The sequence below is a fragment of the Pseudomonas putida genome (genome assembly GCF_004357765.1).
GTDB lineage: Bacteria > Pseudomonadota > Gammaproteobacteria > Pseudomonadales > Pseudomonadaceae > Aquipseudomonas > Aquipseudomonas putida_U.
In genome coordinates this window covers 78,387-97,176 of the sequence record NZ_SMTE01000018.1, presented here as the reverse complement: position 1 = coordinate 97,176, position 18,790 = coordinate 78,387, and the positions used below count along the sequence as shown (strand labels likewise).

General features: G+C 64.4%; 12 protein-coding genes. 3 read left to right on the top strand and 9 right to left on the bottom strand.

All coding sequences use genetic code 11. From position 1 onward, the window contains the following. Positions 1 to 281: 281 nt before the first annotated feature. From E2H86_RS23210 to E2H86_RS23200, 3 genes are all read right to left on the bottom strand, one after another. Positions 282 to 1,040 (bottom strand): siderophore-interacting protein, encoded by a 759-nt coding sequence (locus tag E2H86_RS23210; RefSeq protein WP_133331861.1) that lies wholly within the window; start codon positions 1,038 to 1,040, stop codon positions 282 to 284. Then, a complete protein-coding gene (locus tag E2H86_RS23205; protein WP_133331860.1) occupies positions 1,033 to 1,578 on the bottom strand; it encodes a PadR family transcriptional regulator in 546 nt (181 codons plus the stop codon). The genes E2H86_RS23210 and E2H86_RS23205 overlap by 8 nt, the downstream gene beginning before the upstream one ends. 90 nt (positions 1,579 to 1,668) lie before the next feature. Next, positions 1,669 to 4,806 carry a transglycosylase domain-containing protein gene (locus E2H86_RS23200; RefSeq protein WP_133331859.1) on the bottom strand — a complete coding sequence of 1,046 codons (3,138 nt, stop codon included), beginning with the start codon at positions 4,804 to 4,806 and terminating at the stop codon, positions 1,669 to 1,671. A gap of 271 nt (positions 4,807 to 5,077) precedes the next feature. Between E2H86_RS23200 and E2H86_RS23195 the strand changes: the two genes are divergently transcribed. Continuing rightward, a complete protein-coding gene (locus E2H86_RS23195) occupies positions 5,078 to 6,541 on the top strand; it encodes a glycosyltransferase family 39 protein (RefSeq protein WP_133331858.1) in 1,464 nt (487 codons plus the stop codon). Here the strand turns inward: E2H86_RS23195 and E2H86_RS23190 are convergent. After that, entirely contained in the window at positions 6,530 to 8,140 is a 1,611-nt protein-coding gene (locus E2H86_RS23190) for an FMN-binding glutamate synthase family protein (RefSeq protein WP_133331857.1), read from the bottom strand. The genes E2H86_RS23195 and E2H86_RS23190 overlap by 12 nt on opposite strands. A gap of 122 nt (positions 8,141 to 8,262) precedes the next feature. After that, positions 8,263 to 12,543 (bottom strand): DEAD/DEAH box helicase, encoded by a 4,281-nt coding sequence (locus tag E2H86_RS23185; RefSeq protein WP_133331862.1) that lies wholly within the window; start codon positions 12,541 to 12,543, stop codon positions 8,263 to 8,265. A gap of 100 nt (positions 12,544 to 12,643) precedes the next feature. Between E2H86_RS23185 and E2H86_RS23180 the strand changes: the two genes are divergently transcribed. Beyond that, the gene (locus tag E2H86_RS23180) at positions 12,644 to 13,057 is read left to right on the top strand and encodes an NUDIX hydrolase (RefSeq protein WP_133331856.1); all 414 of its coding nucleotides are present in this window, start codon (positions 12,644 to 12,646) and stop codon (positions 13,055 to 13,057) included. On the opposite strand, the gene metR is transcribed toward E2H86_RS23180, so the two are convergent. Continuing rightward, the gene (gene metR / locus E2H86_RS23175) at positions 13,041 to 13,958 is read right to left on the bottom strand and encodes a transcriptional regulator MetR (RefSeq protein ID WP_133331855.1); all 918 of its coding nucleotides are present in this window, start codon (positions 13,956 to 13,958) and stop codon (positions 13,041 to 13,043) included. The genes E2H86_RS23180 and metR overlap by 17 nt on opposite strands. 196 nt (positions 13,959 to 14,154) lie before the next feature. On the opposite strand from metR, the gene E2H86_RS23170 reads away from it, so the two are divergent. Continuing rightward, positions 14,155 to 15,150, top strand: coding sequence for an alpha/beta fold hydrolase (locus tag E2H86_RS23170; RefSeq protein ID WP_133331854.1), 996 nt, complete (start codon positions 14,155 to 14,157; stop codon positions 15,148 to 15,150). Positions 15,151 to 15,162: 12 nt separating this feature from the next. Here the strand turns inward: E2H86_RS23170 and E2H86_RS23165 are convergent, their stop codons facing one another. Genes E2H86_RS23165 through E2H86_RS23155 form a run of 3 tightly spaced genes read right to left on the bottom strand, consistent with a single transcriptional unit; the run spans position 15,163 to position 18,753 of the window. Next, positions 15,163 to 15,498, bottom strand: coding sequence for a GlpM family protein (locus tag E2H86_RS23165; protein WP_133331853.1), 336 nt, complete (start codon positions 15,496 to 15,498; stop codon positions 15,163 to 15,165). 25 nt (positions 15,499 to 15,523) lie between these two features. Further along, positions 15,524 to 16,852, bottom strand: a complete 1,329-nt coding sequence (locus tag E2H86_RS23160; protein ID WP_133331852.1) for a sigma-54-dependent transcriptional regulator — start codon at positions 16,850 to 16,852, stop codon at positions 15,524 to 15,526. Further along, positions 16,849 to 18,753, bottom strand: coding sequence for a sensor histidine kinase (locus E2H86_RS23155; RefSeq protein ID WP_133331851.1), 1,905 nt, complete (start codon positions 18,751 to 18,753; stop codon positions 16,849 to 16,851). The genes E2H86_RS23160 and E2H86_RS23155 overlap by 4 nt, the downstream gene beginning before the upstream one ends. Positions 18,754 to 18,790 lie beyond the last annotated feature (37 nt).

Genomic DNA, 18,790 nt, shown 5'->3' with positions numbered 1-18,790 from the left:
GCGCGGGCCCGGAAGGCGCCGTAGCGAGGGGACCCGTAGCGAAGCGGAGGGCCGGATGCAGGAGCAAGCGGTTTTGCGTCCCTTTTTGCCAAGACAAAAGGGACCCGCCGTAAAGGCGGAAGGGGCCAGTAGCGCCGCTACACACAATGGATCAACTCACGATCTAAATGCCAAGCCAAGCCAAGCCAAGCCAACTCCCCGACACCCCGCGAAGAACCAAGTGTGTAGCGGTCCACCGCGGGTGCAGGTCAGCCGGCGAAGCCGCTACGGGCACCGATGCCTCACGCGTCGTCGGCCCCCCCATCGGCGCGCCAGTAAGCTGCGGCCTTGAGCGCGTCGTCCGCCACGCCCCGGTCCAGCAGCAGCGCCTTGACCTGGCGGGTCAGGGATTTCTCCAGGGCCACCCAGCTATACAACTTGCCATCGGGCAGAGGCAGCGACTCGATCAGCGCCAGCAGGTTCTCCCCACGTTTCACCCAGAGCACCTCGAGCTGCGCCTGGCTTGGTAGCGGCTGGCGCTCCTGGTCGTCCTCGATCTGGATTACCGCCAGCACCTTGCGGCCCGCGGGCAGTTCCTCAAGGCGCCGACCTATGGCCGGAATGGCGGTTTCGTCGCCGATCAGCAGATAGCTGTCGAAGATATCCGGTACCACCATCGAGGCCCGTGGTCCGGCGATGTTCAACTCCTGCCCCGGAGCCGCCTGGGCCGCCCACGTCGAGGCAGGGCCGTCGCCGTGCAGTACGAAATCGATGTCCAGCTCGTTGATCGTAAGGTCGATTCGTCGCGGTGTGTATTCGCGCATGGTCGGCCGCACGCCGCCGTCCCGGCCCAGGCCGCCTGCCTCCAGGGCCTGTTGTTGCTCAGGCGTTTCGGCAAACAGCAGCTTGACGTGGTCATCGCTGCCCAGGCTGATGAAACCCTGCAGCTCGGGGCCGCCCAAAGTGATACGGCGCATGCGCGGGGTCAGATCGGTGACGCGCAGCACTTGCAGGCGACGGCGACGGATTTCGTGGTTGACGCGATGAATGGTGTCACTCATGGGGGATCTCCGTGACGGGTGCGGCTGGCCCGGAGGCGATGGCCTTGGCGGTTTCGTTGAGCAGGCCACGGACCCGTTCGATTTCTTCGGGGGTCCAGTGGCCACTGTGCATGTGCAGGGCATGGCGGAGGTTGCCCACCGCCTCGTGGATTTCTGGCGGACGGTCATGCCCACGCAGGGCTCGCTTGCTGACATCGATGCGCATGCGTACCCCATCCAGGGCGACGGCCTGTTCGGTCAGAGCCTGGCGGCCAGCATCGGTGATGCCATACAGGCGTTTGCTGCCTTGCACCTGGCCGCTGATCAACTCGGCTTCTTCGAGGAAGTTGAGGGTGGGATAAATGACCCCCGGGCTGGGGCTGTAGCTGCCATCGAAGAGTTTTTCGATTTGGCGGATCAGGTCGTAGCCGTGTCCCGGCTGCTCGGCCAGCATCGACAGGATCAGCAGCTTGAGGTCGCCAGGGGCGAAGACCCGAGGGCCGCGCTCACCCCGCCCTGGGCGGCGCTCCAGAGGGTCATGGGCGTAAGGGTCGCGCATGGGCAGAGGCTCCGTGTGTGTTTAGATATATCGGAAGATATTACTCAAGATATATCTAAACACAAGCCCCAGAATGCTGATGATTATCATCTAGCTTTTCGATGGGTTGGCCGAATGCATCGCCACCTGGGGCGGTTTGCATTCGTTCGGGTTGCCAGGTTGCAAATAGGGCATGAGGATCGGTGCCATGCCCTTGAGCACTTGCACCGGCAGCGCCGAGGTGAACGTGAAGGCCTCGGCGCTTCTGCCTGGGACGAAGGCGGTAAGGGTGCCGAAGTGGTTGTCGCCCAGGTAGAACACGAACGTGGCGGTCCGGTTGAGCGAACGCGAGCCGATCAACCGACCGCCGGCGCCGAAACTCTCGATACGGTTATCGCCGGTTCCGGTCTTGCCGCCCATGACCAGCGGGGTGCCGTCCTGCAGCTTGAAACTGCCGGAAATACGCCGCGCGGTACCGGCATCGACCACCTGCGACATCGCACCTTTCAGAGCCCGCGCCACTTCCACCGGCAGGATGCGCTGACCCCGGTCCGGATCGCTGATCAGTTTGGTCTCATAAGGCGTATTGGCAGCGAAGTGCAGCGTGTCGATGCGCAGCGTCGGCAGGCGCACGCCATCGTTCTGGATGATGCCGACCAGCTCGGAGAGGGCGGCAGGGCGGTCGCCGGAACTGCCAATGGCGGTGGCCAATGAGGGCACCAGGTGGTCGAAGGGGTAGCCTACGCGTTTCCAGCGTTGGTGGATCTCGGTGAAGGCTTCGATCTCGACCATGGTGCGGATGCGGCTATCGCGTGCGCCTTGGTGGCGGCTCTTGAACAACCAGCCGTAGACCTCCTGGCGTTCGAAGTAACTGGCGTTGAGCATTTCGGTGAGGGTGGCGCTGGGGTTCTTCAGCAGGTAGCCCAGCAGCCAGAGGTCGAGCGGGTGGACCTTGGCGATGAAGCCCTGGTCGGGCAGGTTGTACCTGCCTGGGCCGTAAGCGTCGTACATCTCCACCAGGCGGCTGTCGGTGAGTTTGGCCTGGGCTGCCTTGTCGTCCTTGCTGTGTGCGCGAACGAAGGCGTTGAAGGTGTCCTGCCCGGCCTCCGGGAACAGGTAGCGGTGCACTGCAGCCAGTCGCTGCGGCGTGACCCGCATGCTGTCGAGGAAGGTATCCAGACGCTGCTGGGAAGTCTTGCGCTGGTATTTTCTCCAGAAGCGCATCAGGTAGGTGCTGCCTTCCTTGTTGGCGAAGCGCGCCAGGTACTCCTGGCGGCGTGGATCGGAATCATCCTTGAGCAGCGGTACTCGGTTGTACGGCTGCTGGTAGGTGACGTAACGCACGAGGTCACGCATCAGGCGGATGAAGGGCAGGTTGATCGATTCGCGCAGGGCATCCTTGAGCGTCGGGTTGCGGCCGTTGTCCTCTTTGCGGAAGTTGTTGAACACGTGCATGCCGCCACCGGTGAAGAACGCTTCGCCGGTGTTGGCCGAGTATTTGCGTTCGAGCGCCGCGTCGAGAATGGCGTCAAGGCTCTGGTTCTTGCTGTTGAGCGCCAGCCACTCCAGCGACCACTGGGTGATGCGATCGAGGTCGGCGACCTCGACCTTCTTCAGCTCGGCAGGTGGCTTGCCGGCGTATTTGTCGTGCAACTCGGCGATGATTTCCAGGTAGGTGGTGAGCACGCGGAGCTTGGCGGTCGAACCGAGCTCTAGTTTGCTGCCTTCGTTGATATCGAAGGGCTGGTCGGTACTGTCGGTTTGCACCCGTACCCGTGAGCCATCGGCGGTGCGCTCGAACAGGGTAAAGCTGTAGCTCACCTTGTCCGTGGTCTTGGCAGTCAGCAGGCGCTCGCCGATCAGCCCCAACTGCCCGGCGAACTCGGGGTCGGCGAGGTTTCTCAGGTACTGGCTGACCTGCACCTGCAGGTCGGCCTGCAAGGTACTGGTGGCTGACAGATCGAGGCGGTCGAGGTCGTAGAGAGGTCGGTTGAGCATGCCTGCCAGGCGGTTGCGGGCCAGGCTGATGCCCTTGTTGGTGACGATCGGGACGATGGTCGGCTGGGCCACCCAGTCGCGGTAAACCGCTTTGCTGGCCAGTGCCGCGTCGGCCAGCGGCTGGTCGATCACATGGTTGGCGGCCAGCACGCGAATGTGCGAGTCGGTGAGTTCGGCCAGGTCGATGCGGCCCTTGGACAGGTAATAAGACGGCCGACGTTGGGCGATCATCAGTGACAGCACCTCGCGCAGGGCCAGGCCACGTGCCGCCATGCTTTCGGCGTCGCTGGCGGTCGAGGTCAGGGCCTGGTTGACCTTGTCGAAGTCGGCGCCGTACCACACCCGAAGGCCTTCGGCCATGCCATGCACCTCGCCGTGCCCCGGCACCGCCGACAGCGGCACGCTGTTGAGGTAGTCGCGGACGATGCGCTGGCGTGCCTCGGTGGTGTCCGGGCCGCCCTGATAGGCGCGCACGCTGGCGGAAATCATCTGGCGAATCTTCTCGGCGCCCGAGACGGTCAGGCCGTCGGGCGAGTGACGGTACTTCTCCAGTTGTGTCGCCAGGGTACTGCCCCCGGCAGACTGGCCAGGCAGGGCAAGGTACTTGGCGACCTGGCTGTAGGCAGCCTTGGCGAAACGAGGCCAGTCCACTGCCGGGTTGTTGCGCGGGTCCTGGGCGTCCAGCAAGTCGCGGTTCTCGATGAACAGCAGGCTGTTGACCATCACTGGCGGGATGGCGGCGAAATTGGGGTAGACGTGCTGCGGGTAATTGTACTGGTAGAGCGATTCGCCTCGGCAATCGGTGATCGACAGGCCCGCCTGGCTTTTCTCGATGAAGGGTGGGAACAGGCCGTGCTCGACATAGCTCATCAGGGCCGGTGAAAACTTGACTTGGTCGCTGATCAGGTAGTCGCGCTTGAGCAGGCGCGGAAGAAATTCGCCCAGCGCGCTGTAGCCCAGGCGTTTGTCGAACGGGCCTTCGCCGGGGTACACGATGGCATCGCTGGGGCCAGGCTCCAGGGAGTAGGTCAGGGTGCTGGCCAGGCGGCTGAACTCGCGCGACTGCAGTTCCGAGGTGCGGAACTCGTCATAGGCGGCGAATCCGATGGCGACGAACGCCACCAGCAGGATCAGCAGGATCAGCCGCCACCACAGCCGGCGCTGACGGGGTGACTTGGGCTGTGGCGCTTCGGCCTGAGGTGTCGTGGGTGCTTCCGTTCTGCTTGGTTCCGATTGCCACAGTGCGCCCATAGTCTTCAATCCGGCCAGGTGTTTTCGTCTTGCTTGACTGAAGCTTAGACGTTGGCGGGGTGAGGTGAAAAAATTGTGGAAAGGGGAGAAACACCTAGTTGGATGGTCGATGCCTGGCAACTGGTATTTCTGCCAGTAGCACATTCGGCCGGACTTTGCCTAATGTACCCGCCAGCGCAAGTCAGGGAGAGTTGGGTTGGAAGCGACAGCAAGATCGAGCCGCCGCGGGCGGGTTTTCCTGGTTGCCGGCATCCTGCTTGTTGCGCTGGTCGTGCGTGTCTATCAACTGAGCTTGCCACTGATCTGGCTTGACGAGGCGTATAGCATCCGCCTCGGGCAGTTACCCGTCGCGCAGATCATTTTCCACACCACTCGGGATGTCCATCCTCCGCTTTACTACGTGATCCTGCACTACTGGATGCTGATGTTCGGCAGTGGCGAGTACGCCGTCCGTGGGTTGAGCGTGGTCATCGGCACGGCCACCGTAGGCATGGCCATGTTGCTGACCTGGCGCTTGGGCAACTGGCGTGCAGCCGTGATCGGTGGGTTGCTGCTCGCTGTGCTGCCTGCCGCGGTCTGGTACAGCCAGCAGGTGCGGATGTACGCCTTGGTGGGCCTGTGCTTGATGACCGCGACCTATCTGTTGTGGCGCTGGGCAAGCACTCGGCGAACGCATTACTTGGCAGGCTATGGCTGCATGATGTTGGCCGCGATGTACACGCATTATCTTGCGGCGCCTTGTGTACTGGCGCATTGGGCGTTCGTCCTGGGTGTCAGTGGAATCCGTGAAGGCAGCCTTGGCAGATCACGCGCCTGGTGGATCTGTCACTTGGTCATGCTGCTGGGTTACCTGCCTTGGTTACCCCATCTGCTTTTTCAATGGGAAAACCGGCAAATGGTATCGCTGTGGCTGACCCAGGACGTCAGCTTCGTGAGCGGTGCCCAGCGCGATCCGCTGACCTTGATAGACGCGCCCTGGTTTGCCTTCTCGGCATTCGATCAGAACTTGCCGGTTCCACTCCTGCCAAGTCTGATGTTGGTTGCGGTGCTGTCGGTCGCGGCGATCCGCGTCTGGCGGCAAGGTCCCCAGGGCTTGCGAGCAGGTCTGTTGCTGCTGGGCTACTGCTTCATCCCGGTGGTGCTGACCTGGGCGGTGTCGCCGACCTATATGCACCGCTATATGCTTTATGCGCTCCTGGGGCTGCCACTGGTGCTGGCCATTGCCGTCGTGACCGTCCGCAAGTCATGGGGGATCGCTTGCCTTACCGCCATTCTGGTGTTCGAAGGTGTCCATCTGGCGCGCTACTACGAACGACAGGTCGCGCAGACGCCGGGGCCGGTGATGGCCCGGATCAATGCCCAATGGCGGCCCGGCGATGCGATATTGGCCGCTGATTATTGGATCCTCTACACGACCGAGTTCTATAACGAAACTGGGCAGGAAGTATTGCTCTACACCCAGAATCCGCCCGACAGCAGTGGCACGCACCCCGCGACCTTTGGCGTCTATTCGTTGCTCTACGGCAGATCCCCCGCAATCTATGTGGCGGACCCGATACGCCTGCTGGGGCGCTACCGGAGGGTCTGGCTGGTGTCGCAAAAGTCGCGGTCCGCGTTGGAAGACCAACTCGACGCAGTGTGGAAGCCACTCGAGACCGTGCAGGACGGTAGCTTGCGCACCGTGTTGTTCGCCGTCCCCGCAGATCGTCCTGGCTTCGCCCATTCAAGCCGATAACGGTTCGAAACTGTCGGCCCTCGCCATCCGCCACATCCGCGAATAGAACTCGCCGTCGATCTCGCCGGTCAGCAACTCGCCGGGTTTGAGAAACACATGCATCTGCGAGAACAGCTTGATCTCGGTGGCCGACACGCGTCGGACCAGGTGCTTGGCCTCCAGTTGCGCCGGGTGCTCCAGCCCTGCCGCAGCGAGCATTTCGGCCAGTGCGCGCAGGGTGTTGTGGTGGAAGTTCAGCACCCGTTGCGCCTTGTCCGGCACCACCAGCGCACGCTGGCGCAGGGGGTCCTGGGTGGCCACGCCGGTCGGGCACTTGTTGGTATGACAGCTTTGCGACTGGATGCAACCGATGGCGAACATGAAGCCACGCGCCGAGTTCGCCCAGTCGGCGCCGATGGCCAGTACGCTGGCGATGTCGAAGGCGCTGACGATCTTGCCGCTGGCGCCGAGCTTGATCTTGTCGCGCAGGTTGAGGCCGACCAGGGTGTTGTGCACGAACAGCAAGCCCTCGCGCAGCGGTACGCCGATGTGGTCGGTGAACTCCACCGGTGCTGCGCCGGTGCCGCCTTCCTTGCCATCGATGACGATGAAGTCGGGCAGGATGCCGGTCTCGAGCATGGCCTTGGCGATGCCCATGAACTCCCAGGGATGGCCCAGGCACAGTTTGAAGCCCACCGGCTTGCCTTCAGACAACTCACGCAGTTGGGCGATGAAGTGCATCATCTCGACCGGTGTGGAAAACGCGCTGTGGCGCGAAGGCGAAATGCAGTCCTCGCCCATCAGCACGCCACGGGTCTCGGCGATTTCCTGAGTCACCTTGTGCTTGGGCAGGATGCCGCCATGGCCTGGCTTGGCGCCTTGGCTCATCTTGATCTCGATCATCCGCACCTGGGGGTTGCGCGCCTGTTCAGCGAAGCGCTGTGGGTCGAATCGCCCATCGGCGGTGCGGCAACCGAAATAACCGCTGCCCAGTTCCCAGACCAGGTCACCGCCGTGTTCTCGGTGGTACGGGCTGATGCTGCCCTCGCCGGTGTCGTGGGCGAAGTTGCCGAGCTTGGCGCCTTCGTTGAGGGCACGGATGGCGTTGGCGCTGAGGGCGCCGAAACTCATCGCCGAGATGTTGAAGATCGAGGCCGAGTAAGGTTGGGTGCACTGCGGCCCGCCGATGATGATGCGAAAGCTCGCCGGGTCGGACAGCGGGGCCGGCCGCATGGAGTGGCCGATGAACTCGAAGCCCGACTGGTACACGTCGATCAGGGTACCGAAGGGCTTGTCCGCCCCTTCGTTCTTGGCCCGCGCGTACACCAACGAGCGCTGCGCGCGGGAGAACGGCAAGGCCTCGCTATCAGCCTCGAGCAGGTATTGGCGGATCTCTGGGCGGATGCCTTCGACCAGGTAGCGGATATTGCCGAGGATCGGATAGTTGCGACGCACCGCGTGGCGGGTCTGCAGCAGGTCGAACAGGCCGATCAGGCTGAGAACGCCGGTGGTCAGGGTGAAGGGCCACAGCCATTCGTGGTGCAACAGCGGCAGACTGGCCAGGGTGAACAACACACAGGCGGCGAAGACGGCATAGCGACTGAGAAGTGACAGGCTCATACAGGGTCCTTGCGATGGCTCGGTCAGGCTCAGGGCCTGGGCAAACCCCGACCATAGCCGGGATGGGCGGCGGTTGAAAATTAAAAATCGCGGTAGCGAAAATCATTCGCGGATGAAAGGGCTCAAAGCGTGTCGCGCAGCAGCTTCTGCCGCCAGCTCTCCTGTTCAATGGGCGGTGCGTCGACCAGGTAGGCGTAGTGCCCGGCAACCCGTGTCGCCACTGGCAGCCCGTCGCGGTACAGCAAGCGGTTGCCGCCGATTGCCGGAACCTTCGTCCCAGGCAGCAATGAGCCGACCAGGTTCAAGGGATCACTGGCGCTGATTACCGTCAGTGCGCCGTCGGGCGCGCGCCGACGGACCTGCCTGAGCAAGCCGACGGCCTCCGGCAGGGCGAATTGCTCGCCAGCCAGCCCAGCGATGAAGCGCCCGCCGCGGATCTCGCCGCGTGCCTCCAGACGGTGATAGCAGCGCAGCAGGTCGCGCCAGGGCGGCAGTACATCGCTTTCGCGCTCCAACAGCCGCCAGCAGATCACCCCATAGCGGCGCAGCAGCGCATGGGCGATATGCTCCAACCGCTGCTGCTCGTCCAGCGTACCTGAACCCCGGCGCAGCAGGGCCCAACGCCCAGCGTGGGCCATGCTGCTGGCGAGTGGCGCGTGGCCGCGCCGGCTATTGCGCGATGAGCGTTTAGCCGCCGGCGTGATCAGGCTGCGCAGGCCGCTGAAGCTGTCGGCACCGACCAGCCCGGCACCGACCAGCGCCTGCAGGGCGGTTTCGAGCTCGCTGGGCAACAGGTGGGCCTCCTGGCTCAGTTCATCGAAGAACAACGCCCCTTGCTCCAGCAATACGCCATGCACACGTTGCGCCCGGGCGCCCAGAGTGTCCGGCGCGACAGCCGGAGCGAGGCTGCGCCAATAGCCCAGGTGTTCCCTTGGCAGCAGTACCAGCGGTGTACTGGACAAGGTGCTGCTGGACACGCTCGTCGCCAGCCGACACCAGCTGAACTGGCCGCTGCGGCAGGCCTCATCGAGCCAATGCGGGCTATAGTCGGCGATTCGTGCTGGCAGCAGCTCGGCCTCCCACGCCCCCGCCGCACTGGGAAAACCCTGCAACTGGCCCAGCACCTCGGCCACCGCCTGAGGCCCACGCAAGCGCTCGGCGCCGGCCAGATGCTGCCAGTCGAAGAGAAAGCGCATGAAGTCCTGCAGGCTGACCGGTTCGATCTCCCGCCTCAGGCGTTTGACCGTGTAACGATGGATGCGCGCCAACAGGTGGCGTTCGCACCACTGCACATTGGCCTGTCCTGGGGTGAAATGGCCGCGCAGCACATAGCCTTCGGCTTCCAGGCGAGCCAGAGCCTGTTCGATTGCAGGTCCGGATTTGCCCAACGGCGCGGCAATCTGCGTCAGGGTCATGGGGCCATGTCCGCTCAGGCGCGCGCGCAGCAGTTCGCACAGTGCGGTGTCGGGGTCGATGACTTGGTCAAAACCAGGTAGCAGCTCCAGCGCGGGCTCCATCGGCAGGTTGGGATATAGCGCCTGCAACAGGTTCTGCCGCTCACGGGCCAGCCACAGTTTGTGTTGCGCCAGACGCAGGGCACGTCCGCCCTTGGCCAGTTGCCGCAGTAGCAGATCCCAGCTGGGGTTGGCCTGGACTTCATCCTGGCTGATAGCGCCCAGGCTCATCAGGGCTTCGTGCATCTCATCCGCCCCGTTGGGTTGTGGCCAGGCTTCCATGGCCACGGCAGCGATCGCATCGGCGTCCAGCGCGCCCAGATCGTCGCCGCTGTGCACCTCGTTCCAGCGCCGGTTGAGCACCGCCTGGGTGCGCCGCTCCTCCAGCGGCGCATCGTCCAGGAAGGCATAGGGACGCGCATTGAGAATGGCCGAGGCCAGCGGCGAAGGGGCGGGCAGGTCGCGGCTGAGCAGGCGCACTTCACCACGCTCCATGCGCCGCAACAGGGCCAGCCAGCCTTCGCTGTCCATCGCTTCGTGCAAGCAATCGTCGAGTGTCTGTTCCACCAGGGGATGTTCGGGAATCTCCCGCTCGCCGGCGAGGTTTTCCAGGCAAGCGATCTGGTCGGGGAACACCGCGGCGATCAGGTCTTCGCTTTTCATCCGCTGGATCTGCGGCGCCACCTTGCGACCGCCCACATAGCGCGGCAAGGCCATGGCCACGGCGGCGTTCCAGCGCCAGCGCACGCCGAACAACGGCGCGTCGAGCAGCGCCTGGATCAGAATGGCTTCGGCGCTGCGGCTGTTCAGGTAACGCCACACCTCGTCCAGTTCGAAACTGTGACTGGTCGACAGCGACAAGACGATCGCATCCTCGCTGGCTGCCGCCTGCAGCTCGAAGTTGAAGGTGCGGCAGAAGCGCTTGCGCAAGGCCAGCCCCCAGGCCCTGTTGATCCGGCTGCCGTAGGGCGAATGGATGATCAGCTGGGTACCGCCGGACTCGTCGAAAAAGCGCTCCATCACCAAGGTTTGCTGGGACGGCAGGGCACCGAGCACTTCGCGGGTACGCCCCAGGTAGTCGAGCAGTTGGCTGGCGCTGTCCTCGCCCAATGCGAAGGTCGCCTGCAGCCAGGCCAGCACCTGCGCGCAGTCGCCACCGGCCAGTGTCAACTGCTCATCGAGGCGAGCCTGCAGCCGCGCCACGGCGGCGGACAGTTCGTCACTGCGCCCCGGTGCTTCGCCAAGCCAGAATGGGATGGTCGGCGGCAGCCCGTGGGCGTCCTCCACGCGCACGCGCCCTGGCTCCACGCGCAGGATGCGGTAAGAAGCATTGCCCAGCTGAAAGATATCGCCGGCGATGCTCTCCACGGCGAAGTCCTCGTTGACGCTGCCGATGTTCAGCGCCTGGGGTTCGAGTAGCACGGCATAGTCGGCGGTTTCGGGAATGGTCCCGCCACTGGTCAAGGCGGTCAGCTGGCTGCCCCGGCGCCCGCGCAGCATGCCGCTGACGGCATCGCGGTGCAGGTAGGCGCTACGCACGCCCTGGCGACCGTTGTAGCCCTCGGCGAGCATGTGCAACAGAGCCTGGTAGTGAGCAAGGTCAAGGTCGGCGTAGGGGGTGGCCTGACGCAGGCAATCGAACAGCGCCTGCTCGGCCCAGGGGTGGTTGCTGGTCTCGGCCACGATCTGCTGGGCGAGCACGTCCAACGGCGCCTTGGGAATGTGCAACTGGTCGAGTTCGCCCCGGCCGATGCAGTCGAGCAGCGCCACGCATTCGATCAAGTCGTCCCGCGAGGTGGGGAACAGGCGTCCCTTGGGAATGCCCTCGACTTGGTGGCCGGACCTGCCGACGCGCTGCAGGAATGCGGCAATCGAGCCCGGCGAGGCGATCTGGCAGACCAGGTCGACATCGCCGATGTCGATGCCCAGCTCCAGCGAAGCGGTCGCCACCAGCACCTGCAACTGGCCATTCTTCAGGCGTTGTTCGGCCTCCAGACGCAGCTCCTTGGCCAGGCTGCCGTGATGCGCGGCGACTGCGTCCTTGCCCAGACGGTCGCTGAGGTGGCGGGTCAGGCGCTCGGCCAGGCGGCGAGTGTTGACGAATACCAGCGTCGTGCGGTGTTCGCGGGCCAGGGCCGCCAGGCGGTCGTACACCAGGTTCCAGACATCGGTGGCCATGACCGCGCCCAGTGGTACAGGTGGTACCTCGATGGCCAGGTCGCGTTGGCGCGCATGGCCGACGTCGACGATCGCGCATGGCCGTTGCTGGCCAACCAGAAACTGCGCCACCCGTTCGACCGGGCGCTGGGTGGCGGACAGCCCGATGCGCCGCAGCGGTCGGCCGCACAGGCTTTGCAGGCGCTCCAGGGTCAATGCCAGGTGACAACCGCGCTTGTTGCCGGCCAAGGCGTGGATCTCGTCGACGATCACCGTGCGCACGTCGGCCAGCCCCTGGCGACCGGAGGCCGATCCCATCAGCACATACAGCGATTCAGGAGTGGTCACCAGGATGTGCGGAGCCAGCTTACGCATGGCGGCCCGCTCCTTCTGCGGAGTATCGCCGGTGCGCACCGCGGTGGTGATGTGCGGTGCCGGCAGGCCTTGCTCGGTGAGGACCTGGCCGATGCCTTCCAGCGGGGCTTGCAGATTCAAGCGGATATCGTTGGACAGTGCCTTGAGCGGCGAGACATAGACCACCTGGGTGCGTGCGGGCAGCTCGCCGCCGTGGGCCAAGCCCTGGCGAAACAGCTCGTCCAGGACCGCGAGAAAAGCGCTGAGGGTCTTGCCCGAACCGGTCGGGGCGGCGAGCAGCATCGACTGGCCGGCATGGATCAGCGGCCAGGCGCGGGCTTGGGCGTCGGTGACCGTGGCGAAATGGCGACGGAACCAGGCGCCGACGGCTGGGTGGAACAGCTCGAGCACCGGGTGTTGGTGAGCTGGCAGGTTCATAGAGTGGTTATGGTGGGAACGACCGGTTTTAGCAAGGGGCCGTTCGTCGCGGATCACGGTAGACTGCTGCGCCTCTTCACTTCTGTCCAGCGAGCTCCTCATGCCCAACACCATTCGCATCGCCGCCGCCCTGCTGATCGACTCTCAAGGTCGCACCCTGCTGGTGCGCAAGCGCGGCACCCAGGCCTTCATGCAACCCGGTGGCAAGATCGATGCAGGGGAGACGGCAGTCCAGGCCCTGGCGCGCGAGCTGCACGAAGAGCTCGGCCTGTGCATCGACCCGGCCCAGGCTGTCCATCTGGGCCAGTTCAGCGCCCCTGCGGCCAACGAGCCGGGTTTCGAGGTACAGGCGCAGTTGTATCGGGTCGAGACCGATGCCGTGGTCACCCCCGCTGCGGAAATCGAGGAAGTGTTCTGGTTGGCCCCCGATCAGGTGCCGGCCCTGGAGCTGGCGCCACTGACCCGTGACCTGATCCTTCCGTTGTACCGCCAGGCCATCAGCGCACTGCGCTGACGCCGTCGAGGGTGGCGAACGAGGTGTCCTTGGCGGTCAGCAGGAAGTCGCGCATGTACGGCGCATCGAGCATGTCGGTGCGCACCGCTGCGTAGAGTGTGGCGAACAGGCCTTTTTCGCCGAGGCGCTTGCCTTTCACGTAGCCGCGCGAACTGTACTCGTGCAATGCCCAGTGCGGCATGCCGCACACGCCACGGCCGCTGGCCACCAACTGCATCATCATCACCGTCAGTTCCGAGGTGCGTACCGCAGCCGGCTCGATGTCGGCGGGTTCGAGGAACCGGGTGAAGATATCCAGGCGATCGCGTTCCACTGGATAGGTGATCAACGTCTGGTCGATCAGGTCCTGAGGCACGATGTAGGGTTTGTTCGCCAGCGGATGCTGGTTGGCCACCGCCAGCATGGCTTCGTAGGTGAACAGCGGCACGTAAGTGATGCCTGCCAGGTCCAGGGGATCGGACGTCACCACCAGATCCAGGTCGCCGCGAGCCAAGGCGGGCAGGGGGGCGAAAGCGAAGCCCGAGGCCAGGTCCAACTCGACCTCAGGCCAGGCGTCGCGGAACTGGTCGATGGTCGGCATCAGCCACTGGAAGCAGCTGTGGCATTCGATGGCCATGTGCAGGCGTCCGGCGGTGCCGCCGGCCAGCCGGGCAATGTCGCGTTCGGCACCCCGCAGCAGCGGCAGGGTGGCGTCGGCCAATTGCAGCAGGCGCAATCCGGCACTGGTGAAGCGGATCGGCTTGGTCTTGCGCACGAACAACGGCAGGCCCAGACGCTCTTCAAGCTCCTTGAACTGGTGCGACAGCGCCGACTGAGTCAGGTGCAGGCGCTCGGCGGCCTCCACCAAGCTGTCGGCTTCGCGCAGGGCATGAAGGGTTTTCAGGTGGCGCATCTCCAGCACGGCTGACTCCGGGAACAAGAATAGGGTGATAGACGGGATAAGTTGAGTTTCCCTCATGTTGGCGGCGCTGTCGACAGGTGCTTGTCGCTGACCGCTCGGCAGCGGTCACCAAACTGTCACTGAACTGTGGCAGCGCGACCGTCGGGAATTCATCAGACTCCCGATCTACTGGGGATCTGCATTCTGGTGTTTTTTCATGCGGGCTTTACTTGCTTTTGTCTTCTTTCTGTTCAGCACCTGCACGGCGTTCGCCGAACAGCGTTGCGACACCTCTGTCACGGTGCAACGTGCCGAGGTGGGCGCAGTCAGCCTGGTCTATCAGAGCGTGGGCGCGCCCCGTGACCCGGCATTGCTGCTGGTGATGGGGCTGGGCGGACAGTTGATCCACTGGCCCGACGACGTGGTCGAGGCCTTGTGCCGCCAAGGCTTCCGGGTGATCCGCTATGACAATCGCGACGTCGGTCTTTCGCGTTGGAACCAGCCGCCACCGGGGGCCAACCTCACCGTCGAACTGCTGCGTTACAAGCTGGGGCTGCCGGTGGCTGCGCCCTACACCCTGACCGACATGGCCGCTGATGGCCTCGGCCTGATGGATGCACTGGAAGTCCGTCAGTTCCACGTGCTGGGCGTGAGCATGGGCGGGATGATCGCCCAGCACATGGCGGCCATGGCGCCTGAGCGGGTGCACAGCCTGACCTTGGTGATGTCGAGCTCCGGTGCAGCTGGGCTGCCGGCCCCTGCCCCGGCGCTGGTCACCCTACTGGCCCGGCGTAGTGCGCCCAACCGCGAGATGGCCATCGAGCAGCAGGCCGATCTGCTGGCAGCGCTGGGCAGTCCCCAGGTCCAGGATGATCGTCAGGCGCTGTTGCAACAGGCCGCGGAGGCCTACGATCGGGCGTTCAATCCCGAAGGGGCGAAGCGGCAGATCATGGCGATTCTCGCCGAGCCGAGCAGGGTCGAGTTGCTCAACCGACTACGGGTGCCGACCCTGGTGGTGCATGGCACGGCCGATCCGTTGCTGCCGGTGATGCATGGCGTGCACCTGGCGGCGCACATCCGGGGCAGCCAGCTGCGGCTGATTCCAGGTTTGGCCCATCGCTTCCAGGAGCCGTTCAAGGCGCCTTTGCTGGGGGCCGTGCTGCCCTATCTGCAAGCGCACCGGCAGGACATGACCCATCTGGCCGGGCTGTAGGCCGGCGCTGCCTCAGTGCAGTCGCACCCACAGCGTCACCAGCACCGTCGCAGCCATCAGCCAGGCGACCGTGGCCAGGGCCAGCGAAGCCTCCAGGCGCAGGCGATCGACCAGCACATACAGCGTCGCCAGGTACACGAAGTACGGAATGATCGACCACATGCCGAAAGCGATGGTGGTCTTCAGGTCGTCCACGCCGCGCCCCTTGCCGACGATATAGTGGGCAATCAGGGCAAAGGTCGGGAACAGCGGTACCAGGCCCGCGATGTAGTAGTTGCGCGTCTTCGACAGAATCGCCAGCAGTACCACCACGCCAGCGCCCAGGGCAGCTTTGAAAACCAGGTCCACGTCGTCTATCCAGCAGAGGTTGAGGTCAGCCGAGGCCGTATTTTTTCACTTTGTCGAACAGGGTGGTCTTGGCCATGCCCAGCTCCTGGCTGGCCTGGCTGAGGTTGCCACCGGTGCGTTGCAATGCATCGCTCAGCAGGTTGCGCTCGAACGCCTCCACCGCCTCGGCGAATCCCAAGCCCTGGTTGGCACTGCCGCTGGGCCCTTTCTTGAATGCCGGCAGGCCAAGGGCATAGCGCTCGGCGACGTTGCGCAGTTCGCGCACGTTGCCCGGCCAGTCATGGGTCATCAACCGCGACAGGGTCTGGCTGTCGAGCGTCGGTACCTCCCGGTCGAAGCGCAATGCCGATTGCTGCAGGAAGTGCTCGAACAATTGCAGGATGTCTTCCCGGCGCTCGCGCAGCGGTGGCAGCTCCAGGGTCACCACGTTCAGGCGGTAGTAGAGATCGCTGCGGAACTGGCCGCTCTGGCCCAGGGCATCGAGGTCGGCCTTGGTGGCGGCGATCACCCGGCAATCCACCGGGATGCTCTGGTTCGAACCCAGGCGCTCCAGGGTACGTTCCTGCAGCACACGCAATAGCTTGATCTGCAGATTGATCGGCATGCTCTCGACCTCGTCGAGGAACAGCGTGCCGCCGTTGGCGTGTTCGATCTTGCCGATGCGGCGCTTGCCGGCACCGGTGAAGGCGTTGGCCTCGTGGCCGAAAATTTCGCTTTCGAACAGGTTTTCCGGCAGCCCACCGCAGTTCAAGGCGACGAAGGGTTTGCCCTGGCGTCGACTGGTGTCGTGCAGGCAGCGTGCGACCAGCTCCTTGCCAGTACCGGTCTCCCCTTCGATCAGCACGTTGGCCGAGGTGTCGGCGACGTTGGCGATCAGTTCGCGCAGCTGCTGCATGGCCGGCGAGCGACCGATGATCCGGCCCTCCAGGCTGCCCTGTTCGGCCAGTTGCCGGCGCAGGGCCGACACTTCGCGCGACAGCCCGCGTTGCTCCAAGGCGCGGCGTACCACGTCGACCAGGCGTTCGGGGGAGAACGGTTTCTCCATGAAATCGTAGGCGCCATTGCGCATGGCACCGACCGCCATGTCGATATCGCCATGACCGGTGATCAACACCACAGGCAGGCTACGATCGCGAGCCTTGAGGCGATTGAGCAGCTCCAGGCCGTCGATGCCGGGCAGGCGAATATCGCTGACGACGATGCCGGCGAAGTCATCGTCGATGCGCTCCAGGGCCTGCTCGGCGCTGCTGACGCCTTCACAGGCGATGTCTTCCAGGGCCAGAGCCTGTTGGCAGCCGAGCAACACATGCGGGTCGTCTTCGACGATCAGGACGGTGAGAGGCGTTGGCTTCATGGGTGCTCCGCAGGTTCCTGAAGGGGGTTGGTCAGGGGCAGGACGAGGATGAATGCCGTGCCGCCGCTGGCGGGGTGCTCGACGTTCAGGCTGCCCTTGGCGGCGGCGGCCAGGCTCGCCGAGAGAGTCAGGCCCAGGCCGAGGCCGTGCTCGCCGGGCTTGGTAGTGAAGAACGGCTCGAACAGGTGCTTGCGCGCCTCGTTGTCGATCCCGTGGCCGTTATCACGCACGCGCAGACGGTACTTGTCACCCTGCAGCTCGCCTTCAAGCCAGAGTTGCGGCTGCGGCTGGTGGGTCATGGCGTCGAGGGCATTGCCGATGAGATTGACCAGGATTTGTTCCAGGCGGGTCTGGTCGATGGCCAGGCCCACGTCATCGAACTGACTGTGCGTGCGCAACTGACAGGCGCTGATACGGTTACCCAGCACCTGCAGGCTGGCCTCCACGGCTTTGGCCAAGGACGCCTGGCCGCTGTCGTCGGCGCGTCGGGCGAACGAGCGCAGGCTTGCGGTGATCCGACCCATACGGTCGATCAGGTCGTTCATGGTGCGCAGGTTGGTGCTGGCGGTGTCCAGCGCGCCGCGCTCGAGAAACCGCACGGTATTGCCCGACAACGTGCGCAGTGCGGCCAGCGGCTGATTCAGTTCGTGGGCGATACTGGTCGACATCTGGCCGATGGCCGCCAGTTTACCGGCTTGTACCAATTCGTCCTGGGCATGACGCAGGGTCTGCTCGGCATGGCGGCGCTCGCGGATCTGGCCCTTGAGTCGTTCATTGCTGGCGCGCAGGTCGGCGGTGCGCTCGGTGATGCGCCGCTCCAGCTGGCTGTTGGCTTCTTCCAGCGCTTCGCGAGCAGCCAGCCGGGTGGCGATCACCTTACGCCGCTCGTTCCAGGCAATGCCGAGGATGGCCAGCAAGGCGAAGGCTACGCCGACCAGTATGCCCTGCACCATGGATTCACGGCGTAGGTCCTGCAGGGGGGTGAGCAGCGTGAAGTGCCAGGGGGTGTCCACCAAGCGCCGGGTCTGGGCCAGGTACGCCACTTCGTGGGGCTTGCCCTGTGCGATTTCGCTGTTGGCCGGGAAGGTGAGTTTTTCCACGCCGTCGGCGAGGATTTCGCGATCCAGCGGCTGCAGCTCGTTGAGCGGCCACCAGTAGTATTGCAGGCTGCGGGCGAGGCGCTCTTTGATCTGCGGGGTCAGCGGGCGCACCGACTTCAGGCGCCGGGCCGGATCGCTGGAGAGAATGATGATGCCGTTCTCGTCGCTGACGAAGGCTTCCAGACGGGCGCGCTGCCAGCGTTCCTCGAGAGTATCGAGGCGCACCTTGATCACCGCCACGCCAATGATCTTGCCATGCTCTTCCAGGCCGTGGGCCAGGTAGTAGCCGGCCTCCCCAGTGGTGCTACCGATGCCGTAGAAGCGCCCGGGTTCGCCGCGCACGGCAGTCTGGAAATAGGCACGGAACGACAGGTCTTCGCCTAGAAACGAGTCGGCATCGCGCCAGTTGCTGGTGGCCTGGACGCGGCCATTGGTATCGAGGACGAAGATCGCCCGGCTGCGGCTGCGCCGATTCAGGCCTTCGAGGTATTCGTTGACGGTCTGGCGGTTACCGCCGTCGGGATTGGTGAGCAGTTGCGAGACGCTGTCTTCGAGTTCCAGCAGGCTCGGCAGGTAGGTGTACTTGCTGATTTCGCTCTCGACCGTGCGCGCGTGCAGCTCGAGCTGGCGCTCGCCGTTTTCGCTCAGGGTGCGGATGCCGTTGTTCTCGCTGATCAGATAGCCGGCAAAACCCAGGCCGACCATCAGCAGGATGATCAACGGTGGCAGCAGCAATTGGCGGATCAGGCGGGATTTCACGACAGGCTTGGCAGGGAGAAGAAGCGAGGGGTCGCATTTCATCACAGTGGCCTTGTCACGACCAGCGTCCGCTGCCCGA

Excerpts from the sequence above, each read along its gene's own strand:
- E2H86_RS23210 (WP_133331861.1), bottom strand. The coding sequence starts at position 1,040 with ATGAGTGACACCATTCATCGCGTCAACCACGAAATCCGTCGCCGTCGC.
- E2H86_RS23205 (WP_133331860.1), bottom strand. The coding sequence starts at position 1,578 with ATGCGCGACCCTTACGCCCATGACCCTCTGGAGCGCCGCCCAGGGCGG.
- E2H86_RS23200 (WP_133331859.1), bottom strand. The coding sequence starts at position 4,806 with ATGGGCGCACTGTGGCAATCGGAACCAAGCAGAACGGAAGCACCCACG.
- E2H86_RS23190 (WP_133331857.1), bottom strand. The coding sequence starts at position 8,140 with ATGAGCCTGTCACTTCTCAGTCGCTATGCCGTCTTCGCCGCCTGTGTG.
- E2H86_RS23185 (WP_133331862.1), bottom strand. The coding sequence starts at position 12,543 with ATGAACCTGCCAGCTCACCAACACCCGGTGCTCGAGCTGTTCCACCCA.
- E2H86_RS23180 (WP_133331856.1), top strand. The coding sequence starts at position 12,644 with ATGCCCAACACCATTCGCATCGCCGCCGCCCTGCTGATCGACTCTCAA.
- E2H86_RS23170 (WP_133331854.1), top strand. The coding sequence starts at position 14,155 with ATGCGGGCTTTACTTGCTTTTGTCTTCTTTCTGTTCAGCACCTGCACG.
- E2H86_RS23160 (WP_133331852.1), bottom strand. The coding sequence starts at position 16,852 with ATGAAGCCAACGCCTCTCACCGTCCTGATCGTCGAAGACGACCCGCAT.
- E2H86_RS23155 (WP_133331851.1), bottom strand. The coding sequence starts at position 18,753 with ATGAAATGCGACCCCTCGCTTCTTCTCCCTGCCAAGCCTGTCGTGAAA.